3 protein-coding genes are annotated in these 19555 nt (G+C 39.0%); 2 read left to right on the forward strand and 1 reads right to left on the reverse strand.

All coding sequences use genetic code 11. The annotated features are described in order from the left end of the window. The first annotated feature begins 9 nt into the window (after window positions 1-9). Both ACU1LP_RS14590 and ACU1LP_RS14595 read left to right on the forward strand, forming a co-directional pair. A complete protein-coding gene (locus tag ACU1LP_RS14590; protein WP_445736632.1) occupies window positions 10-16731 on the forward strand; it encodes a T9SS type B sorting domain-containing protein in 16722 nt (5573 codons plus the stop codon). Between the two features lie 43 nt (window positions 16732-16774). After that, entirely contained in the window at window positions 16775-17752 is a 978-nt protein-coding gene (locus ACU1LP_RS14595; RefSeq protein ID WP_445736633.1) for a PorP/SprF family type IX secretion system membrane protein, read from the forward strand. A gap of 617 nt (window positions 17753-18369) precedes the next feature. On the opposite strand, the gene ACU1LP_RS14600 is transcribed toward ACU1LP_RS14595, so the two are convergent. Next, on the reverse strand, window positions 18370-19416 hold the full coding sequence (locus tag ACU1LP_RS14600; RefSeq protein WP_445736634.1) for a Gfo/Idh/MocA family oxidoreductase: 1047 nt from the start codon (window positions 19414-19416) through the stop codon (window positions 18370-18372). Window positions 19417-19555 lie beyond the last annotated feature (139 nt).

The following is a 19555-nucleotide window of genomic DNA, read 5'->3' on the forward strand; positions in this document are numbered from 1 at the left end:
TAATCTAATATGAAAAAACCTACTTTTATTAAGTTGTTTCTTTTGGGAATACTTTTAGTGCTATGTAATGGTGCCACTGTATTTGCCCAACTTGCTGTTCCTTTTACACCTCGATTGGCCGGTGGTAATATGGTGGTTAAAGGCGATGTCGTACTAATAGGTAATAATATAATAACTGCCGAGGGCTTGCCATTGCCTTACAATGGTAATCAGAACAATAATAATTATGCTGGCGTTTATGTAAATGTTGCCAGTGGGGGCGATCCTACCATTTTCAGTTCCAGTAGTGCTGATTTAGCAATAAGCAGTTCATGTAAAAAGATTTTATATGCAGGGTTGTATTGGGCATCTGTATATCCGAATGAAGTGGGTACCAATAAAAATGCACAATTTGAGGGCACTACTAGATTCGAAGATTGGAATCAGATGAAGTTTAAACTGCCCACGGGTGGGTGGATTGATATTGTTGCAGATAGCAATCCCGATCCAGTAGGTGATGAAGATGACATTATTTTTGATGGTTTGAAATATTACGGGCCTACAGTAGCTCAATCCTTTAAAGATTCACCCATAATTTGTTATAAAAACGTCACAAATCTATTGGCGGGACTTGCCGATGCCAACGGTACCTATACAGCAGCCAATATCAGGGCTACAAGAGGTTGGAGAGTTGGTGGTTGCTCTGCGGGTTGGACACTGGTAGTGCTTTATGAAAATCCGTTATCGACCAGTAAATATATATCCATTTTTGATGGGTATGCTGGGGTTCAAAATAACGCCACTCTTAATATCCCCGTTTCTGGTTTTCAAACTTTACCAGCGCCTTTGCCTGTTATCGCCAAAATAGGAGTGGGTGCATTGGAAGGAGATATTGGTATTTCGGGAGATTCATTTAGGTTTAAAGCCAGTACAAATCCTACTTTTACCACAATAAGTGATGCCTTAAGTCCGGCAAATAATTTTTTTAATTCTCGAATAACCAATAATGGGGCATATATTACCAATAGAAATCCAGCAAGTTTAAACACCCTGGGATTGGACATTAAAAATGTGCTGATTCCGAACCCGCTTAATTCTGTGCTTCCCAATAGTGCCACCGCAGGGGATTTAAGATTAACAACCAGTGGCGATGGGTACGGGGCCTTTGTGTCTACGTTCGCTGTGGAAATCATTGCTCCGGACATAGTGCTCACAAAAATTGTTGAAGATGAATTAGGGAATGATATTGGAGGGCAAGTGGTAGATTTGGGCGACCAATTATATTACACCATTGGTTTTAAAAACACAGGAAATGATGATGCTACCGATTTTACAATTAGGGATGTACTTCCAACAAATATAGTATTTAATTACCCTGCCGATATGAGTCCTTTGCCTGTAGGTGTTACCGTGCAAAGTTATAATGCGGCAACTCGGGAACTTATTTTTAAAGTGGATAAATCTGTTGTTGAACAAAACGACCCTGTTTTGGAAATTCGTTTTAAGGTAACGGTGGTATCAACCTGTAGTTTACTGAGCGATGCCTGTTCAAATGCCGTTACTAATCAAGCGTATGCAACATATAAAGGAACCGTTAATCCTATTTTTACTATTTCAGACGATCCAAGTTATAGTAGCAACACCGGATGTTTGATAACACCGGGAGCGACCAACTTTTTGGCCGATTTAAATGATTGTATTTTTACTGAAGAAGTCATATTTTGTGGCGCCAGTACGGTGTTAACAGCCGGTGGTGGTTATGATGCTTATTCTTGGTCAACAAGCCCATCAGGAACGCCCGTTATAGGCACATCACAATCTATCACGGTTACAACTCCTGGCACCTATTACGTGCATAATACCGCAGTGGCACCTTGTCAATCCATCGATCAAGTGTTTAATGTGGTAACCTTTGGCGCCAATGTTCCAAACCCTGTTCTTCCTTTTGCCGACCAAGTGGTTACCTGCCCCAATAATGGGAAATTATTGCCTAATATATTTTTATGTGGTGCCAATGATTCCAAATTAATTCAAACAAACATTACGGACGCATCTTCCATAATTTGGGAAAAATTGGATGAAGCCAGTTGTGCTGCGGTAACCAATAATGATTGTGCTAATGAAAATACCGCTTGTACTTGGAACCAGGTGCAAACGGGCCCCAACTTTTTGGCAGATACTTCTGGCCAATACAGGTTGACCTTAAATTATGCAGGGGGTTGTTTTAACCAGTTTTATTTTAATGTTTTCACAAACTTATTGACTCCAACAGCTACATCAAGAGATATTATTTGTGACACGCCTGGTGAAATAGTAGTGGGAGGCGTGCCAAGTGGCTATGAGTACAGTATTGATGGTGTAAACTATCAACCAAGTAATGTGTTTTCAGTTACTTTACCAAATCTTTATACGGTGTATGTAAAACAAATAGGTGTATCACCCAATCCTTGTATATTTTCAGTGCCGGATGTTCAAGTACGAAAACGTAATTTTACCGTTTCAACAGTGGTTACGCAACCTTTTTGTAACGGTGGAAAGGGAAGTGTAAAATTAGCGGCAAACGATGTGCGCCCCCAATATTTCTATTCCATTTATCAAGGCGCCACATTGATCAATAGTGTAGGCCCAATAGTTGATAGTGATTATACATTTCCTAACTTAAATCCAGGAACGTACACCGTAAATGTTTCAACGGAAGATGGTTGTGCCTATTCTGGCGACATTCAAATTATAGATCCACCATTGTTAACGGCAACCGCTGCCCTTACACAACCTTTAACGTGTACCGATGGTGAGATTACAGTATATCCAGTAGGAGGTACGCCACCCTATTTTTATTTTGTAAACAGTCCTACTGATTTTCAAACCACACCAGATATTCCCGTAACAGCTTCAGGGGTGTACAATATTAAGGTGGTAGATGTCAATAACTGTTCAGTAGATCTTTCTATAACGGTAAATGCCATCCCCCCACCAGATTTCAACCTTGATAAAACAGATGTAGTATGTGCTAGTGATACCAACGGCACCATCCAGGTCAACGTAACCAATGCAAATGGCAATAGCTTGGAGTACAGTATAGATAATGGGGTTACCTTTACCAGTTCCCCACTATTTACAGGACTTGCCGCTGGAAATTATGATGTGGTAGTGCGATACACTTTTGCAACAGATGTTTGTACAACGGCGTCTCAACCTATTACTATTTTAGTGCCTTCAACCATTGCAGGAACAGCAACATTAACAACACCTTATACCTGTACTAGCAATGGGGTTATTACAGCATCGGGGGTTTCAGGAGGAACAGCACCTTATACATATAGTGTGGACGGTTTAAACTTTCAACCGGGACTTACATTTTCAGGATTAACAAATGGAACTTATACGGTAACTATTAGAGATGCAAACGGCTGTACATTAGCTACTGCACCAATTACTATTGCGCCGTTAAATCCACCAACAGATTTAACTTTTAGCAATACGGCATTAAGCTGTCCAGCCAATACCTCTACCGTTACTATTTCAAGTACAACAGGAGGTAGATTACCATTGCAATATCAAATTACAGCACCAGCAGCTTCGGCTACCGCATACCAAAGTTCCAATGTTTTTTCCGGACTGGTTCCTGGAACTTATACGTTTCAAGTTAGGGATGCAAACAATTGTACCTACAGTGAAACCTACCAGATTATGCCATTGCCGGTATTGAGCGTTGTGGGACAAACTATAAGTGATGTTACTTGTTTTGGAGCTTCAGATGGAGCGGTTCGATATACTGTGTCAGGTACAACAAACTTTACCTACACTATAAATGGAGGTGCTTCTACGGCAGGAACATCGCCTATTAATTTAACAGGTTTAGCAGGTGGTACTTACACCATTGTTATTAGAGATAATACCACTAACTGTACCGCAACAACGTCTGCTACAGTAGCAGCACCTCCAGCGGCATTGACAATTTCTACCACTGTTTCACCATTAACTTGTAGTGTGAATGGCAGCGTAGTTGTTAACACCACAGGTGGTTGGGGAGGCAATGTTTACGAACTTGTACAACCCGATACTACCGTTTTAGGACCACAAGGAAGTAACATTTTTTCAAACCTAACACAAGCAGGAACTTATACTGCAAGGGTTAGAGATGCCAAAGGATGTCAAGTAACCACAACGTTTACAATAAACACACCAACCAATCCAACGGCAACTATCGTTAATGCGGATTATTGTTACGATGCTATCAATGGAGCATCGCTTGAAGTGAATGCAACAGGTGGACAATCTCCATACAATTATAGTATTAATGGAAGTGCATTCCAACCTAGCAATATCTTTTCAAATTTAACACCGGGAACTTACAATATAATTGTAAGGGACGCTTATGGATGTACATTTAATTTACCTGCTGAAATCATTGCACCACAAGTAACGCTAAGCACGGTATTAACTAAGGAATTGGATTGTACAGCTTCTCCAGATGCCGTAATTACAGGAACTATTTCTAGTGGATATACACCTTATACTTATGCTGTATCTATTAATGGAGCTGCTTATAGTTCTTTGGGGTCTACAGGAACACCATTTACATATTCAACGGCAGCGAGTGGTACTTACCAATTTAGAGTGACAGATGCAAATGGATGTCAAGCCTTGTCAAATGTAATTACCATCAGCCCTATAACAAATCCAACAGCAACTACAACCAGAGTAAATCCAAGTTGTAATGGAGCTGCTAATGGTTCGGTACAAATAGTTCCAGCCAATGGCGTAGGACCTTACACATTTAGTTTTAATGGAAGTGCGTTTACTTCAACATCATCGTACACTGGTTTAGTAGCCGGTACATATGCTTATATAGTACGAGACGCTAAAGCATGTACATTTACTGGTAGCGTAACATTAACTGAGCCAACGGCTTTAGTTGTTACGGCAAGTGCAACGGCTTTTAGTTGTAGTCCTACCAACACAAAACAATCAGCAACAGTAACCATTAATGTCCCTACAACTGGAACTGCTCCTTATGTGTACAGTTTTAATGGGTCTGGTTATAGTTCAAGCAATACATTAACAGTAAATGATAATGGTACAGACCAAGTTATTGCATATTCCGTAAGGGATGCCAATGGTTGTACTAATGGGGGTTCTGTAACTATATTACGATTAAACCCACCAACCGATTTAGATTTTGTTACTACCAGTGTCACTTGTACAGCAACCACAGCTACGGTTACGTTAACAGCTACCAATGGTGTTGGGACATTACAATATGAAACTATTTCACCATCACCCATAGTAGTAGCAAAACAAACATCGAATTCATTTTCTGGATTAACACCAGGTACTTACGTATTCAGGGTAACGGATGCTAATGGATGTTATTACACAGAATCTTTCACAATAAATCCAGTTATTCCAATTGCTGTAGCAGGTACATTAATAAGCGATGTTCTATGTTTTGGAGGTAATAATGGATCAGGAACTTATACTGTTTCAGGAAATGCAACAGTTGGTAATTATACGTTTGCATTAACAGCAGGCACATTAGGAACAGGCACACTTACAAAGTCAGGAAATGTTTTAACCTTATCAAATGTAGTAGCAGGTAGTTACACTGTACAGGTTACGGATACCGCTACTGGCTGTGTTGCAAATGCTACCATTATTGTTAGTCAGCCTACTAATGCATTAACCCTTGTAGAAACCAGTAATATTAATGCTAATTGTTTCAATAGTGCTCAAGTAACTGTAGCGGCATCGGGTGGAACGCCAAACTATACCTATGCTTTTGTTCAAGATGGAGCTTCTCCAACAGGACTTTACACATCTAGTAATACTGCAGCATTAGACCCAACAACAAGCACAAATTGGGATGTTTGGGTTATGGATAATCAAGGGTGTACATTTAAATTGGATATTGTTGTGGCAACAGATGCAGTGCCAACAATTGACCCTGTTGCATTACAATGTTACATAGGTACGCCAATTTCTATCACTTTATCTGGTACAGCGGTAGGTACGCCAACATATAGTATTGGAGGTTCGTATCAAGCAAGCCCTACATTTAGCATTAATGCTCCTGGAATATACAACGTGAGTATTAAAGATGGCAATGGGTGTATTGCTACCAGAACTTTTGAATTAAAACCAGAATTGTTGTTGGATGCTAATATGACGCAAGATTTAACTTGTACCGTTGATGCAAGTATTGCATTAACAGCAAGTGGCGGAACAGGGACATACAGCACCTATGAGGTTAGTTATAATGCAGGTGGTTATTCTGTAATAGCAGGTTCTCCATACACAGCGACATTAGATGGAAATTATCAGTTTAGAGTTACAGATTCACAAGGATGTCAGGCATTGTCCAATATCATTATAGTTACACCAAAAACAACACCTACACTTACGTTTACACAAACCAATGTGAGTTGTAATGGAAGTAGCGATGGCAGCATTGTAGTTACAGCAGGCAATGGTATAGCGCCTTACCAATATAGTATTGATAATGGAGCAACGTTTCAAGCATCGAATGTATTTAATGGCTTATCTGCAGGAACATACAATGTAGTTGTTAGAGACAGTAAAAACTGTATTTCTGCAGCCACTTTAGTAACTATAACGCAACCAACACCATTAGCAGCAACAGCAAGTGCCACGGCATTTAGTTGTAGTGCTACCAATACAAATCAATCAGCGGTAATAACTATTGCAGTACCAACAACAGGAACAGCACCATACCAATATAGTTTTAACGGTGGAACAAGTTTTAGTTCTAGCAATACACTAACGGTAAATGATAATGGATCAAATCAAACATTTTCTTATGTTGTTAGAGATGCCAACGGCTGTTTAACAGCAGCTCAAAATATTACATTAACGGCATTGAATCCTCCAACGGACTTAACATTTACTTCATCGCCTGTTACCTGTTTGGCAACCACCACTACAGTAAACCTAACAGCTACCAATGGGGTTGGGGTATTGCAATATGAGACCATTGCGCCTTCACCAATAATCAGAGCAAAACAAACTTCTAATTCATTTGCAGGATTAACACCAGGTACTTATGTATTTAGGGTAACTGATGCTAATGGATGTTATTATTCAAAATCTTACATTATAAATCCAGTAACTCCAATAGCCGTAACAGGATTAAAATTGAGTGATGTATTATGTAATGGAGGTAATTCTGGAGCTATTAAATTTACTGTTTCTGGATATGCTGGAACTTACGCAAGTACCTTGACCAGTGGAGCAGGAACCTTGGTTCAATCTGGAAACACTATAGATTTAACAGGTTTAATTGCAAATACCTACATGATTCAAGTTACAGATGATATCACAGGTTGTACAGCAACATATTCTATTACGATAAGTGAGCCAACTTTATTAACATTTACAGCAACATCAACAAATGTATTCTGTACAAATGACGAATCACAAATTACAGTGACTGCTTCTGGCGGAACGTTAAGTTATACCTATGCAGCAGTTGTTGCAGGATCTGCAGCACCTTTAGCGGGAGCTTATGGCAGTAGCAATGTAATAACTGTAGACACAAATAGCGCAGCAGATTTAGTTTGGGATGTATATGTAAAAGATGCCAATAATTGTATTGTAATGAATCCGGTGACCATTGTAGCGGATGCATTACCCACAGTAACAGCACCAACAGTATCAAACCAATGTACAGCTACTTCAGGGTTTACATTTACCGTTTCAGGAACTGGTATTGCGCCACTTTCATATAGTATAAATGGCGGGGTATCGTATCAAACTAGTCCAACATTTACAGTAAATGCCGCAGGAAGTTATACAATTATTATTAGAGATGGGAATGGATGTACGGCCACTAGCGCTACCCAAACCCAAGTGTTCGCACCTATTACAACAAATGCGGTTTTAACAAAAGATATTACCTGCTCCCTACCAAGCGATGCCACCATTAATGTATCTGTTTCTGGTGGGAACGGACCTTATAGCTATAAAGTCAAAATTGGTGCAGGAGCCTATGGAGTTGCTATTCCATTTGCAGGAACTTCCTTTACTTATAGCACATCTACCGCAAATACATATCAGTTTGAAATTACCGATGCTAATGGGTGTGCTAAAGAAACGAATGTAGTAACAGTAACGGCTACAGTCAACCCAGTTATTACTAGTGTAGTTCAAACGCGATTTATTTCATGTAATGGCGATGAAACGGCTGCTATTCAAGTTAATGTTGACAATACACTTGGTACTGCACCATTTGTTATAAATGTTAATACTACTACTACTGGAACTAATTATGGTACAAGAACATCTGGTTTAGCTGCTGGAAACTATACCATTACGGTTACAGATGCAAAAGGATGTACAGATACGGATACTATTATAATTAGCGAACCTAATGCCATAGATTTTGATTTAACAAAAATAGACATCACGTGTAATAATCCAGGGGGCTCAAGTTTAGGGTCAATTACTGTTGAAAATGTAACAGGGGGTACAGCACCATTTTCATATTATATTACAAATAATTTCGGTGATGTAATTCCTGGTAATCCATATTCGGCAGTATCAAATGAGGATTATATCTTTAGCATCATAAATTTTGGGATTTATACCATTAATGTCATTGATTCAAACGGATGTAGTTTGACAAAACAAATAACCATGGCTTCCCCACCATCTGATTTGGATATTGATGTTACAACCTTAACCTCAGATTGTACTAATGGAGGTACTGCCATAGTTGAAGCTATATCAGCAGTTGGTAGCGGTAATTATGAGTTTGGTATATTAGAATTTAATTCTGCTCCTTATACAACAACTTGGTTGACACCAGATTCTCCCGGAGGCAATACTAGAACCTTTATAAACTTAACACCAGGTGTGGTTTATACATTTGTGGTACATGACATTACAACCGATTGTTATTTTGTAAAATCTGCGGACTCGCCTATAGCTCCAGCTTCTACTTTAACATCGTCGGTTATACCAAATAACATTACTTGTAAAGGAGAAGATGATGGTAGTGTTACATTTACTATTGACAATTTTGATAGTACCACAACTTCAGTTGATTATGAAATTTTTAGAGCATTTTCGAATGTTTCCATTGGACCAGTAATTAATATACCTGTTACTTTTGGAACTCCTGAAACAGTGACAGCACCAACTCCAGCATCTTTGTCGCCTGGACAATATTATATTGTGTTTACTGAAAACGGAACAGGTTCATTTAATGGGTGTAAATCTGCTTCAGCAATTTTTGAAATTAGGGAATCAACAATCGATCTAAGTGTTACGGTTTCAGTTTCTAAAAATGAGAATTGTACTGAATTAGGTGTTATCACAGCCATTGGAAAAGATGGAACGGCTCCATATACATATCAGTTGCTACTATCTACAGATTTAGCTCCAACTGCTGCTAGTGCAGGTTGGATTAGTGCAAATACTTTTACAGCTTCTGCAAACAATTATATTGTTTATGTTAAAGATGCTTATGGGTGTATAAAATCAGCTCCTATTACTTTAGCAAGAGATGCAGATCCTACAATTGATGCAGTAACTCCACAATGTTTTACAGGTACCCCAATTTCAATAACCTTAACGGGTACTACTTCTGTTGGTCCAGTAACTTACAGTATTGGTACTGGCGGTGTTGCAGGTGCTTATCAAGCAAGTCCAACATTCAGTATCAGCGCAGCAGGAACTTATGACTTATTTATTAAAGATGGTAATGGCTGTATTGCAACAACTACGTATGTTGTGGAACCTCCGTTATTATTGGATGCTGATTTAACAAAAGAATTAGATTGTACCGTTTCACCAGATGCGGTAATAACCTTAACTCCAAGTGGTGGAACAGGAACATACACTACTTATGAAGTTGATTTTAATGCTGGAGGTTATGTTTTAATAGCAGGTTCACCATATACAGCAACTGTAAGTGGTACATACCAATTTAGAGTTACGGATGATCAAGGTTGTCCAGCAGAATCAAATATTATCACAATAGACCCTTTGAGCACTCCAGCTCTTACCGAGACACATATCAATGTAAGCTGTAACGGAGGTTCCGATGGTAGCATTGTCGTAACGGCGTCCAATGGGATAGCCCCGTACCAATACAGTATCGATAACGGTGTTACCTTCCAAGCATCCAACGTGTTTAACGGTTTAAATGCGGCAGGCGTGTACAACGTAGTTGTGCGGGACAGTAAAAACTGTGTTTCACCGGCTACCTTGGTGCCTATCACAGAACCAGCATTGGTTGGGGGAACGATAGTGTTGACACAAGGCCTGACCTGTGGAGCAGGGAATGCGACGCAAGCGGCCATAGTAACGGTTACGGGCAGCGGTGGAACAGCACCATATACCTATAGTTTTGATGGCGGTGCAAATTACACCTCAACAGACACCTATTCCACGTTTACGTCAGTAACAGTGACTGCTTATGTGAAAGATGCCAATGGGTGTATCATTCCAGCGCCAATAAATGTATTGGTGCCGGCATTGGACGCGCCAACGGATTTAGATTTTTATGCTACACCAGTTACCTGTTTGGCAGTAACGAGCGATGTACAGTTAACGGCAACCAATGGTGTTCTGCCATTGAGCTATGCGATATTGTCACCGGCAGCTTCCACAGGAAACGTATCGGGAGCATCCAGTGGATTGTTTACGGGCTTAGCACCAGACACGTATTTATTTGAAGTGACTGATGCCAATGGATGTACCTATCAAGAATCTTATACCGTTATCCCTGTTACGAATATTATAGTTGCGGGATTAAAATTGAGTGATGTTTTATGTTTAGGAGACAATACAGGAGCCATTCAATTTACCGTTACCGGATATGCAGGAACTTATACAACTACATTAACCAGTGGTGCAGGAACTTTGGTTCAATCAGGTAATACTATTGATTTAACCGGTTTGATTGCCGATACTTACACCATTAATGTTACTGATGATATTACTGGATGTATAGCTACGGAAACAATCATTATCACAGAACCTGTAAGTGCATTAACATTTACTGCAACAGCAACAAATGTATTCTGTACTAATGATGAATCACAAATTACAGTAACTCCATCTGGAGGAACAGCTAATTATACCTATGCAGCGGTAGTTTCTGGATCAGGAGCGCCTTTAGCAACAGCTTATGGCAGTAGCAATGTAATTACAGTAGATACCAATTCAGGAACAGACTTAGTTTGGGATGTATATGTAAAAGATGCCAATGGTTGTATTGCCATAAATCCAGTTACAGTAATACTTGATCCATTGCCAACGGTATCCACACCACCTTTGGCTTCAAATCAATGTACGGTTTCTTCAGGATTTACATTTACAGCATTTGGAATGACCGGTGTTGCACCATTCACCTATAGTATCAATGGAGGTGCATCATATCAAGCAAGTCCAACATTTACTGTAAATACCCCGGGTACATACACAGTTACTATTAAAGATAATAACGGTTGTACGGCAACTAGTGTTACCACTACTGAGGTATATGCACCATTAAATTCAGTTGTAACTTTAACAAAGGAATTAGATTGTACAGTATCACCAGATGCAGTAATTACGGGAACTATTACAGGAGGCTTAGCGCCATTTACTTATGAAGTATCCATAAACGGTGCACCATATGCTGCATTAGGCGCAGTGGTAACACCTTATACATACTCAACTGCAAGTCCAGGAACATATCAATTTCAAATAACGGATGCAAATGGTTGTCAAGTAGTAACAAATATTATCACAATAGACCCTTTGACCACTCCAGCTCTTACCGAGACACATATCAATGTAAGCTGTAACGGAGGTTCAGATGGTAGCATTGTTGTAACGGCGTCCAATGGGATAGCCCCGTACCAATACAGTATCGATAACGGTGTTACCTTCCAAGTATCCAACGTGTTTAACGGTTTAAATGCCGCAGGCGTGTACAACGTAGTTGTGCGGGACAGTAAAAACTGTGTTTCGCCGGCCACCTTGGTGCCTATCACAGAGCCAGCATTGGTTGGGGGAACGATAGTGTTGACACAAGGCCTGACCTGTGGAGCAGGTAATGCGACGCAGGCGGCCATAGTAACGGTTACGGGCAGCGGTGGAACAGCGCCATATACCTATAGTTTTGATGGCGGTGCAAATTACACGTCAACAGATACCTATTCCACGTTTACGGCAGGAACAGTGACCGCTTACGTGAAAGATGCCAACGGATGTATCATTCCAGCGCCAATAAATGTATTGGTGCCGGCATTGGATGCGCCAACGGATTTAGATTTTTCAGCAACAGCTGTAACGTGTTTAGTCTTAACGAGTGACGTAACCTTAACAGCCACGAATGGTGTGGGTCCGTTATCTTATGAGATTATTTCACCTATTGTAGTGGGGCCGCAAGCATCAAATGTGTTTACGGGCTTAGCACCAGATACTTATGTGTTTACGGTAACCGATGCTAATGGTTGTTATTATACAGAATCGTATACTGTTATCCCTGTTACGAATATTACAGTTTCAGGTGCATTAATCAATGATGTGTCTTGTAATGGCGGTTCAAATGGGGCGGTAAGTTTTACGGTTTCAAATTTTGCTTCAACATATAGTTATACTATTAATGGAGGAGGAGCCATTACAGCACAAACAGCTACGACCATTAATTTGACAGGATTACCAATAGGGGATCAAATCATTATTGTAACAGATGAGGTAACTGGATGTACAGATACCGTAACAATAACAGTTAGTGAACCAACCGTATTAACACTTGTAGAAACAGTAAATATTAATGCAAACTGTAATTTTGGTGCGCAAGTTACGGTTGAAGCAAACGGAGGAACTTCACCTTACACCTATGCTTTCGTTATTGATGGCGTAGCTCCAGTGGCTTCAGATTATACCAGTAGTGCCAATGCGGTTTTATATCCAGCAACAAGCACAGATTGGGATGTTTGGGTAATGGATAGTAATGGCTGTACAAACCAAATTGATGTTGTTATTGCCACAGATACTTTACCAACAGTAACCGTTCCTACATTTGCTATAAACCAATGTAATTTAACAGGCGATCCATACACGTTTACAGTAACGGGTACCACAGGTATTGCACCGTTTGAATATTCTATTGGAAATGGTTTTCAGTCTAGCCCAACGTTTACGGTTTCTACACCGGGAACTTATTTTGTGACTGTTAGGGATGGAAATGGCTGTACTGCGGTTAGTGCAACGTCCATAACAATTTATCCTGTTTTAGATGTAACAGCTTCGATAACCACGTTACCAAGTTGTACTGATGATGATGGCGTAGTGAGCGTTACTGGTTCAGGAGGTTCTGGTAGCTACTCGTTTTCTATTAATACAGGTGCAGCTACTGTATCTGGAAACACCATTTCAGGCATACCATCAGGAACTTACACAATAACTATAACAGACACTGTAACTTTATGTACAAAAGATATTAGCATAACCTTAGGTGCTGCTACCCCAGTAACTTTTACAACCACACCAACAGATGTGAGTTGTAATGGTGGGAATGACGGTACTATAACTGTGAATTTAGGAGCAGGCAATGATAATCCGCTTTATACATATCAGATATCAGGGCCTATATCAGTGGGACCACAAAATTCCAATATTTTTACAGGTTTACCTGCGGGAATCTATGACGTTACAGTGACTTCTGGTAGAAATTGTACATTAACACTGCAAGAGTCTGTTGGAGAACCAAATGTTTTAACGGTTTCAGGAATAGCAACTGATTTTGGATGTGCTCCCGATAATTCGGTTAACACATCAACACTTACTATTAATGAAGTTGGGGGTACATTACCATATACTTATAGTATCAATGGAACCAATTATTTCACTGGTAACACCTTTGATATTATTGATTCGGGTAGTGTGCAAACCATAGATATTTATGTTAAGGATGCCAATGGATGTATAGCAACTAATACAGTAGTGATAAATCCGTTACCAACATTAACGGCAGCAACAGTTGCAGAGGTAACACCAATAGATTGTAATGGTACGGGTTCAGTAGCTATTTCGGTAACAGGAGGTTCGGGCAATTTTACCTACCAAATGCTGCCAAGTGGTGTGCCACAAGCTTCAAATACCTTCAGTATTACGGTACCTGGCGATTATTATTTCCAAGTAAATGACGTGGATACAGGTTGTTATATATCTACAGCAGTATTTACCGTAGCACCTTTTGATACTATTGATGTGGTGCTTACGCCTACTACAGCCGTAACTTGTTTTGGCGATACCAACGGTGCTATGGAGATTAACGTTACTGGATATACTGGTGCCTATACTTATGAAGTGTTCAATAATTTAGGAGTATCGATACGTGGCGTTGTTTCTGCAAATACAGCAACAAACCCACAAGCCATTACAGGTATGATGGCAGGTAGTTACACCGTGGTTGTTACAGAAACTGCGAGTCCGTTTTGTACCACTACATCCAATGTGGTTACTATAGCATCACCAGCATCTGCTTTAACGCTTATGGCTTCGGAAACTTCAAATGTAACCTGTGATAACAATAAAGGAACCATTACAGCCACAGCAACGGGCGGTTGGGGAACTTACCAATATGAGTTAACAGGAGCAGCTACAGTAGCTTACTCATCTAATGGAACTTTTACGAATTTAGCAGCAGGCAACTATACTGTAAATGTTCGGGATGCGGGAGGATGTATTGCTACAAGCAGTGTAACCTTGAATATTCCTGTACCTATAACTGCTACCGTTACTGCAAATGCCACATTGTTGACTTGTTTTGGAGATACGAATGCAACTATTACAGCAACTGCGGTTTCCGGTGGTCAAGGAATGAATTATTCATATACACTTAACATGGTTGCGCCAACGGCAACGTCATCAGGACCTCAAAGTTCTGGGGTGTTTACCGGATTAGGTGTTGGAACTTATAATGTGACCATTACCGATGGCTATAATTGTTCATTCATTTCACCAAATATTACCATAACCGAACCGGCTAAAGTGCAATCTACTTTGGCAAAAGTGACTTCTCAAACTTGTTTAACAGGCACAGAGCTTAATTTGAGCGCCACAGGTGGTACAAGAATATATGAGTATAGTGCTAATGCAACTTTTTCTCCTAGTTTAGGAACGTTTGCTTCATCTGTAACAATCACTCTAGCACCTGGTGTTTCTGGAACTTACCAGTATTATGTAAGGGATGCCAATGGATGTGTTGCAAATGTATCCAATCAAATTAAGGTTGACCCATTACCTCCATTAACCATTGTTTTGGATCTTTCCAACGCTAAAATTAACTGTACGGGAGATACTAATGGGGTTATTATTGCAAAAGCCCAAGGTGGTTTAGGTAACTATGTTTACGTGCTGCAAAATACGTTAGGAAACCCTATACCAGCAACTCAAAATAGCCCAGGGGTTTTTACAAACCTTCCAGCAGGAAGTTATCAAGTAATGGTAACCAGTGGTGATTGTGTAACTACAACATCAGTCATTATAATTGCTGAGCCAATAAATCCTTTAACCGTTGGTTATAATGCTGTTAATGTGGTTTGTGCGGGTAGTAATAACGGCTCATTACAAATCAATGCGACTGGTGGAACGGGTATTATTAAGTATGCCATTTCTCCACGACTGGATCAGTTTTTTGAGAAATCCTTATTTGAAAATCTGGCTCCTGGAAATTATCAAGCCATAGCTCAGGATGAAAAGGGTTGTTTTGTGATTATAGATTTCAATATCACCGAACCAGCACCCGTATTTTTAACCATCGTTCCAGGCTCTTTCTTGCCAGAAGTTTGTGAAGGCGATTTGGACGGCGAGTTTAGTGTGGATATTTCAGGCGGAACACTTCCATACAGCGTCGCTTTAGACAATATAAATGGAACCTATACAACAGGTGCGCCAACACAAACCCAGTTTGATTTTACTGGCTTAAGTGGCGGTGACCATACAGTGTTTGTTCGTGATGCAGTGGGTTGTGAATCCGAATGGAACATCACATTCCCTAAATCGGTGAAAATAAATCCTATAGTCGTTGTTACTTATGGTTGTATAGATAATAATTCTACCAATATGGTTACAGTAACTGTGGATGCGAGTATAACGAATCTGTCTGATTTAGATTATTCATTGGATGGAGCACCTTACCAAGCGAGCAATATATTTACCAATGTAGCTCCAGGTTTAGGTCATTATATTGATGTAAGGCACACCAATGGATGTATTAAACGTACCAATACTTTTGACATCGCTGCATACACCCCATTAGCGGTTATGCTTGATAGCGGTACTGGTATAAATGAAATTGTAGCAGTCACCACTGGTGGTTCTGGAGGTTACCAATATACATTTAATGGTGAGGATACTGGTAGCAATAATTCATACATTATTTATAGATCGGGCGATTATACCGTAACCGTAACAGATAGTAACGGGTGTACGGCAACAGCAACCAAGTATTTTGAATATGTGGATGTATGTATTCCAAATTATTTCACTCCAAATGGAGATTTACAAAATGATACATGGGGACCAGGATGTTCTGACCAGTACAAAGATCTTACGTTCGATATTTTTGATAGATATGGTCGTAAAATAGCAACGTATCGCTTAGGCGAAACTTGGGACGGTACCTACCGTGGCAGGGAACTTCCTTCAGGGGATTACTGGTATACGGTGCACCTGAATGATAAAAAAGACAATAGAAGTTTTGTAGGTCATTTTACACTTTACAGATAAATAAAACGAAGTGATTATGATGGTTAACATTAAAAATATTCAGATGCAAAAAATACTCATATACCTGCTGCTTATAACAACAACTTATAGTTATTGCCAAGAGTTAAACCTGCCTGTTTTTACACAGCAATTAGCAGATAACGATTTTGTTGTGTCGCCAACTTATGCCGGTATTGGAGATAATTTAAAAATAAGAGCCAACGGGTTAACGCAGTGGGTAGGCATTAAGGATGCGCCTGATAACCAATCGTTGTATGCCGATTTTAGGATTGCAGACCGATCGGGTGTTGGGGTATCGTTTTATAACGACCGAAATGGAAATACTATGCAAATGGGTGCTAAATTCTCGTTTGCCCACCACATTATTTTAGATTATTATTCCAAACAATATTTATCGTTTGGTATCTCATATAACTTTAACAATATCAAATTTGATATCAGTAAGTTTAATAACGGTACTGGTCAACCACCATTTTCAGATCCAGGGGTAACCGACGATAGACGCAACTCCAATAACAACTTTGATGCAGGTATATTATATAGGAATAAAGGATTCTACTTTAGTTTTAATGCCAATAATATTTTAGAGAAACAGTTGAATGAACTACTGGTTCAAAATGAGCCCCAATTGCTTTTAAATTATCAGATTTATTCGGGATATATTTTTAGAAGTCCCAATAGAAAAGATGTGGAATTGGAACCCTCGGTGTACTATCAAATGTTTTCGAGTGATAAACGTTCCAGTACCGACGTGAATTTTAAATATCGAAAATTCAACAGAAATGAAGATTATATTTGGGCAGGAATATCGTACCGTTTTCTTAACGACCAATTTTTTAAACCCTTAAATCTAGGGCCTATGGCAGGATTTAAAAAGTCAAATTTCTATTTTGGATATGCCTACCAAATCACCATGAACGATCTGTCTGGTTACAATTCAGGAACGCACGTGGTTACTATTGGTTTCGACTTCTTAAGAGGTATCAGTAATTGCCCTTGTACACAAAGTCCAGTGCATTAATAATTTTTCTACTAAATACATTACAAAATTTCAAATAAGAAATCCAAATTATTAAAAATGAACCCCTAAATAATTCCTCCCCTTTTTTTAAGGGGAGGTGCCTTTAGGCGGAGGGGTCATCTACAATTTTTTTTGTTTTATTTAAAACCTCCTTGTAAATTTTTTCGTAAGTAAAAATGAGAAGTTTACAAGGAGATTTTTAATTTAAATAAAACAACCAATGCCAATCAAAAACTATATTTTAGGAATGCTGTTTTTCATCACAGCAACGTATATAGCTCATAGCTAATTACTTGCTTAATCGAAGTTAAGGCATATTTGCAAGTCCGCCCATTTTTTAGTTTGGCTTATTGAAAAAAAAAAAGGGAATAAGAAAATTAAAAAATTCCCCCCGCTAGCACTCGTTTGCAACGAGTGCCGTAACAGTTGTCTCGTCCTAAAAAAAGTTTACATATTTTACATTAATCCTGAAATAGGTTTACAAGTTTACAGGGAAATACACTTTACACTAGGCACACGGCTCTTCCTAAAAGGCAAGGTTTGTGTTAGGTTTTAGGCTTGGAATCGCTTTTGCGTATAAGTTTGATTCAGACTTGTAGTTTTTGAATAAACTTCTATCAACTTAATTCAATCACTTTTCTCTCTTTATCGCTTTTTAAGGCAGCCTCAATTATTTTAATAACATTCATGCCTTCTTCAGCCGAAACAGGCACTTGTTTGTTGTGCCTTAAAGCATCATACATGCCATTATAAAATTCCATATAATCACCTTTTAGGGTAGGAATATATTCTTTAATGATTTTACCATCAATTTCGGTGTGCAGCAATCCTTGGTCTTTAGTTGATTCAGTTCCCCAATCTTTTGAATTCGGCAGTTTTCCAGATTGAAGTTCTTGTTCCTGTACATCGGCTTTCGTTTTTATAAAGGAGCCTTTAGTGCCATGAAAAATATTTCCGGGTAAAGCTTCACGAACATAATAACTCGACTTTAGGATGACGCGATGCGAAGGATAAAATAAATGTAAATTGAAATAATCGCCCACTTGTGAATTAGGACGGAATGCATCCAAATCTGCTGAAACAGCCAAGGGCATTCCGAACAGAACCAAGGCTTGGTCAATAAGATGGGAACCTAAATCGTAAATACTGCCTACACCTGGAGTAGATGTTTCTTTATGTACTTTATAGCTTAACACGGGGTCGTATCGGTCGTAATGGATTTCGGCTTCTACAATAGTACCCAACAAACCATCCTTCAAAACTTTTTGCACTGTTTTAAAATCACTATCAAAACGACGGTTATGGTAAACGGAAATAATAACATTTTTAGCTTTTGCCAATTGGATCAATTCTTCAGCTTCAGCAACAGATGCGGTAAACGGTTTTTCGACTATCACATTTTTACCAGCATTAATAGCTTTTTTTGCAAAGTCATAATGTGTAACATTTGGTGTGTTAACAATAACTAATTCAATGCTGTCATCAGCCAGCATACTTTCCAAACTTCTAAATATTTTAATGTTTGGATATCTTTTTTGTGCTTCATTTTTTGTTCTTTCCAAAACGCCATACAAATTAAAATTTGGGTTTACCGATATAAAGGGTGCATGAAAAACATGTCCGCTCATTCCATAAGAACATAAGGCTGTATTAATTGGCTGCATCACATTTGTTGTTTAATTATGAATAACATCAAAAATACTTGAAATTATGTGAATTTGTTTTTAATAACTCATCTTACGCAAAAATAATTTAAATTCAAGTAGTATTTTAGATATATTGTTAATAAGTTAGAAAGGAATA

The sequence above is a fragment of the Mariniflexile sp. genome (genome assembly GCF_052728615.1).

Excerpts from the sequence above, each read along its gene's own strand:
- ACU1LP_RS14600 (WP_445736634.1), bottom strand. The coding sequence starts at position 19,416 with ATGCAGCCAATTAATACAGCCTTATGTTCTTATGGAATGAGCGGACAT.
- ACU1LP_RS14595 (WP_445736633.1), top strand. The coding sequence starts at position 16,775 with ATGCAAAAAATACTCATATACCTGCTGCTTATAACAACAACTTATAGT.
- ACU1LP_RS14590 (WP_445736632.1), top strand. The coding sequence starts at position 10 with ATGAAAAAACCTACTTTTATTAAGTTGTTTCTTTTGGGAATACTTTTA.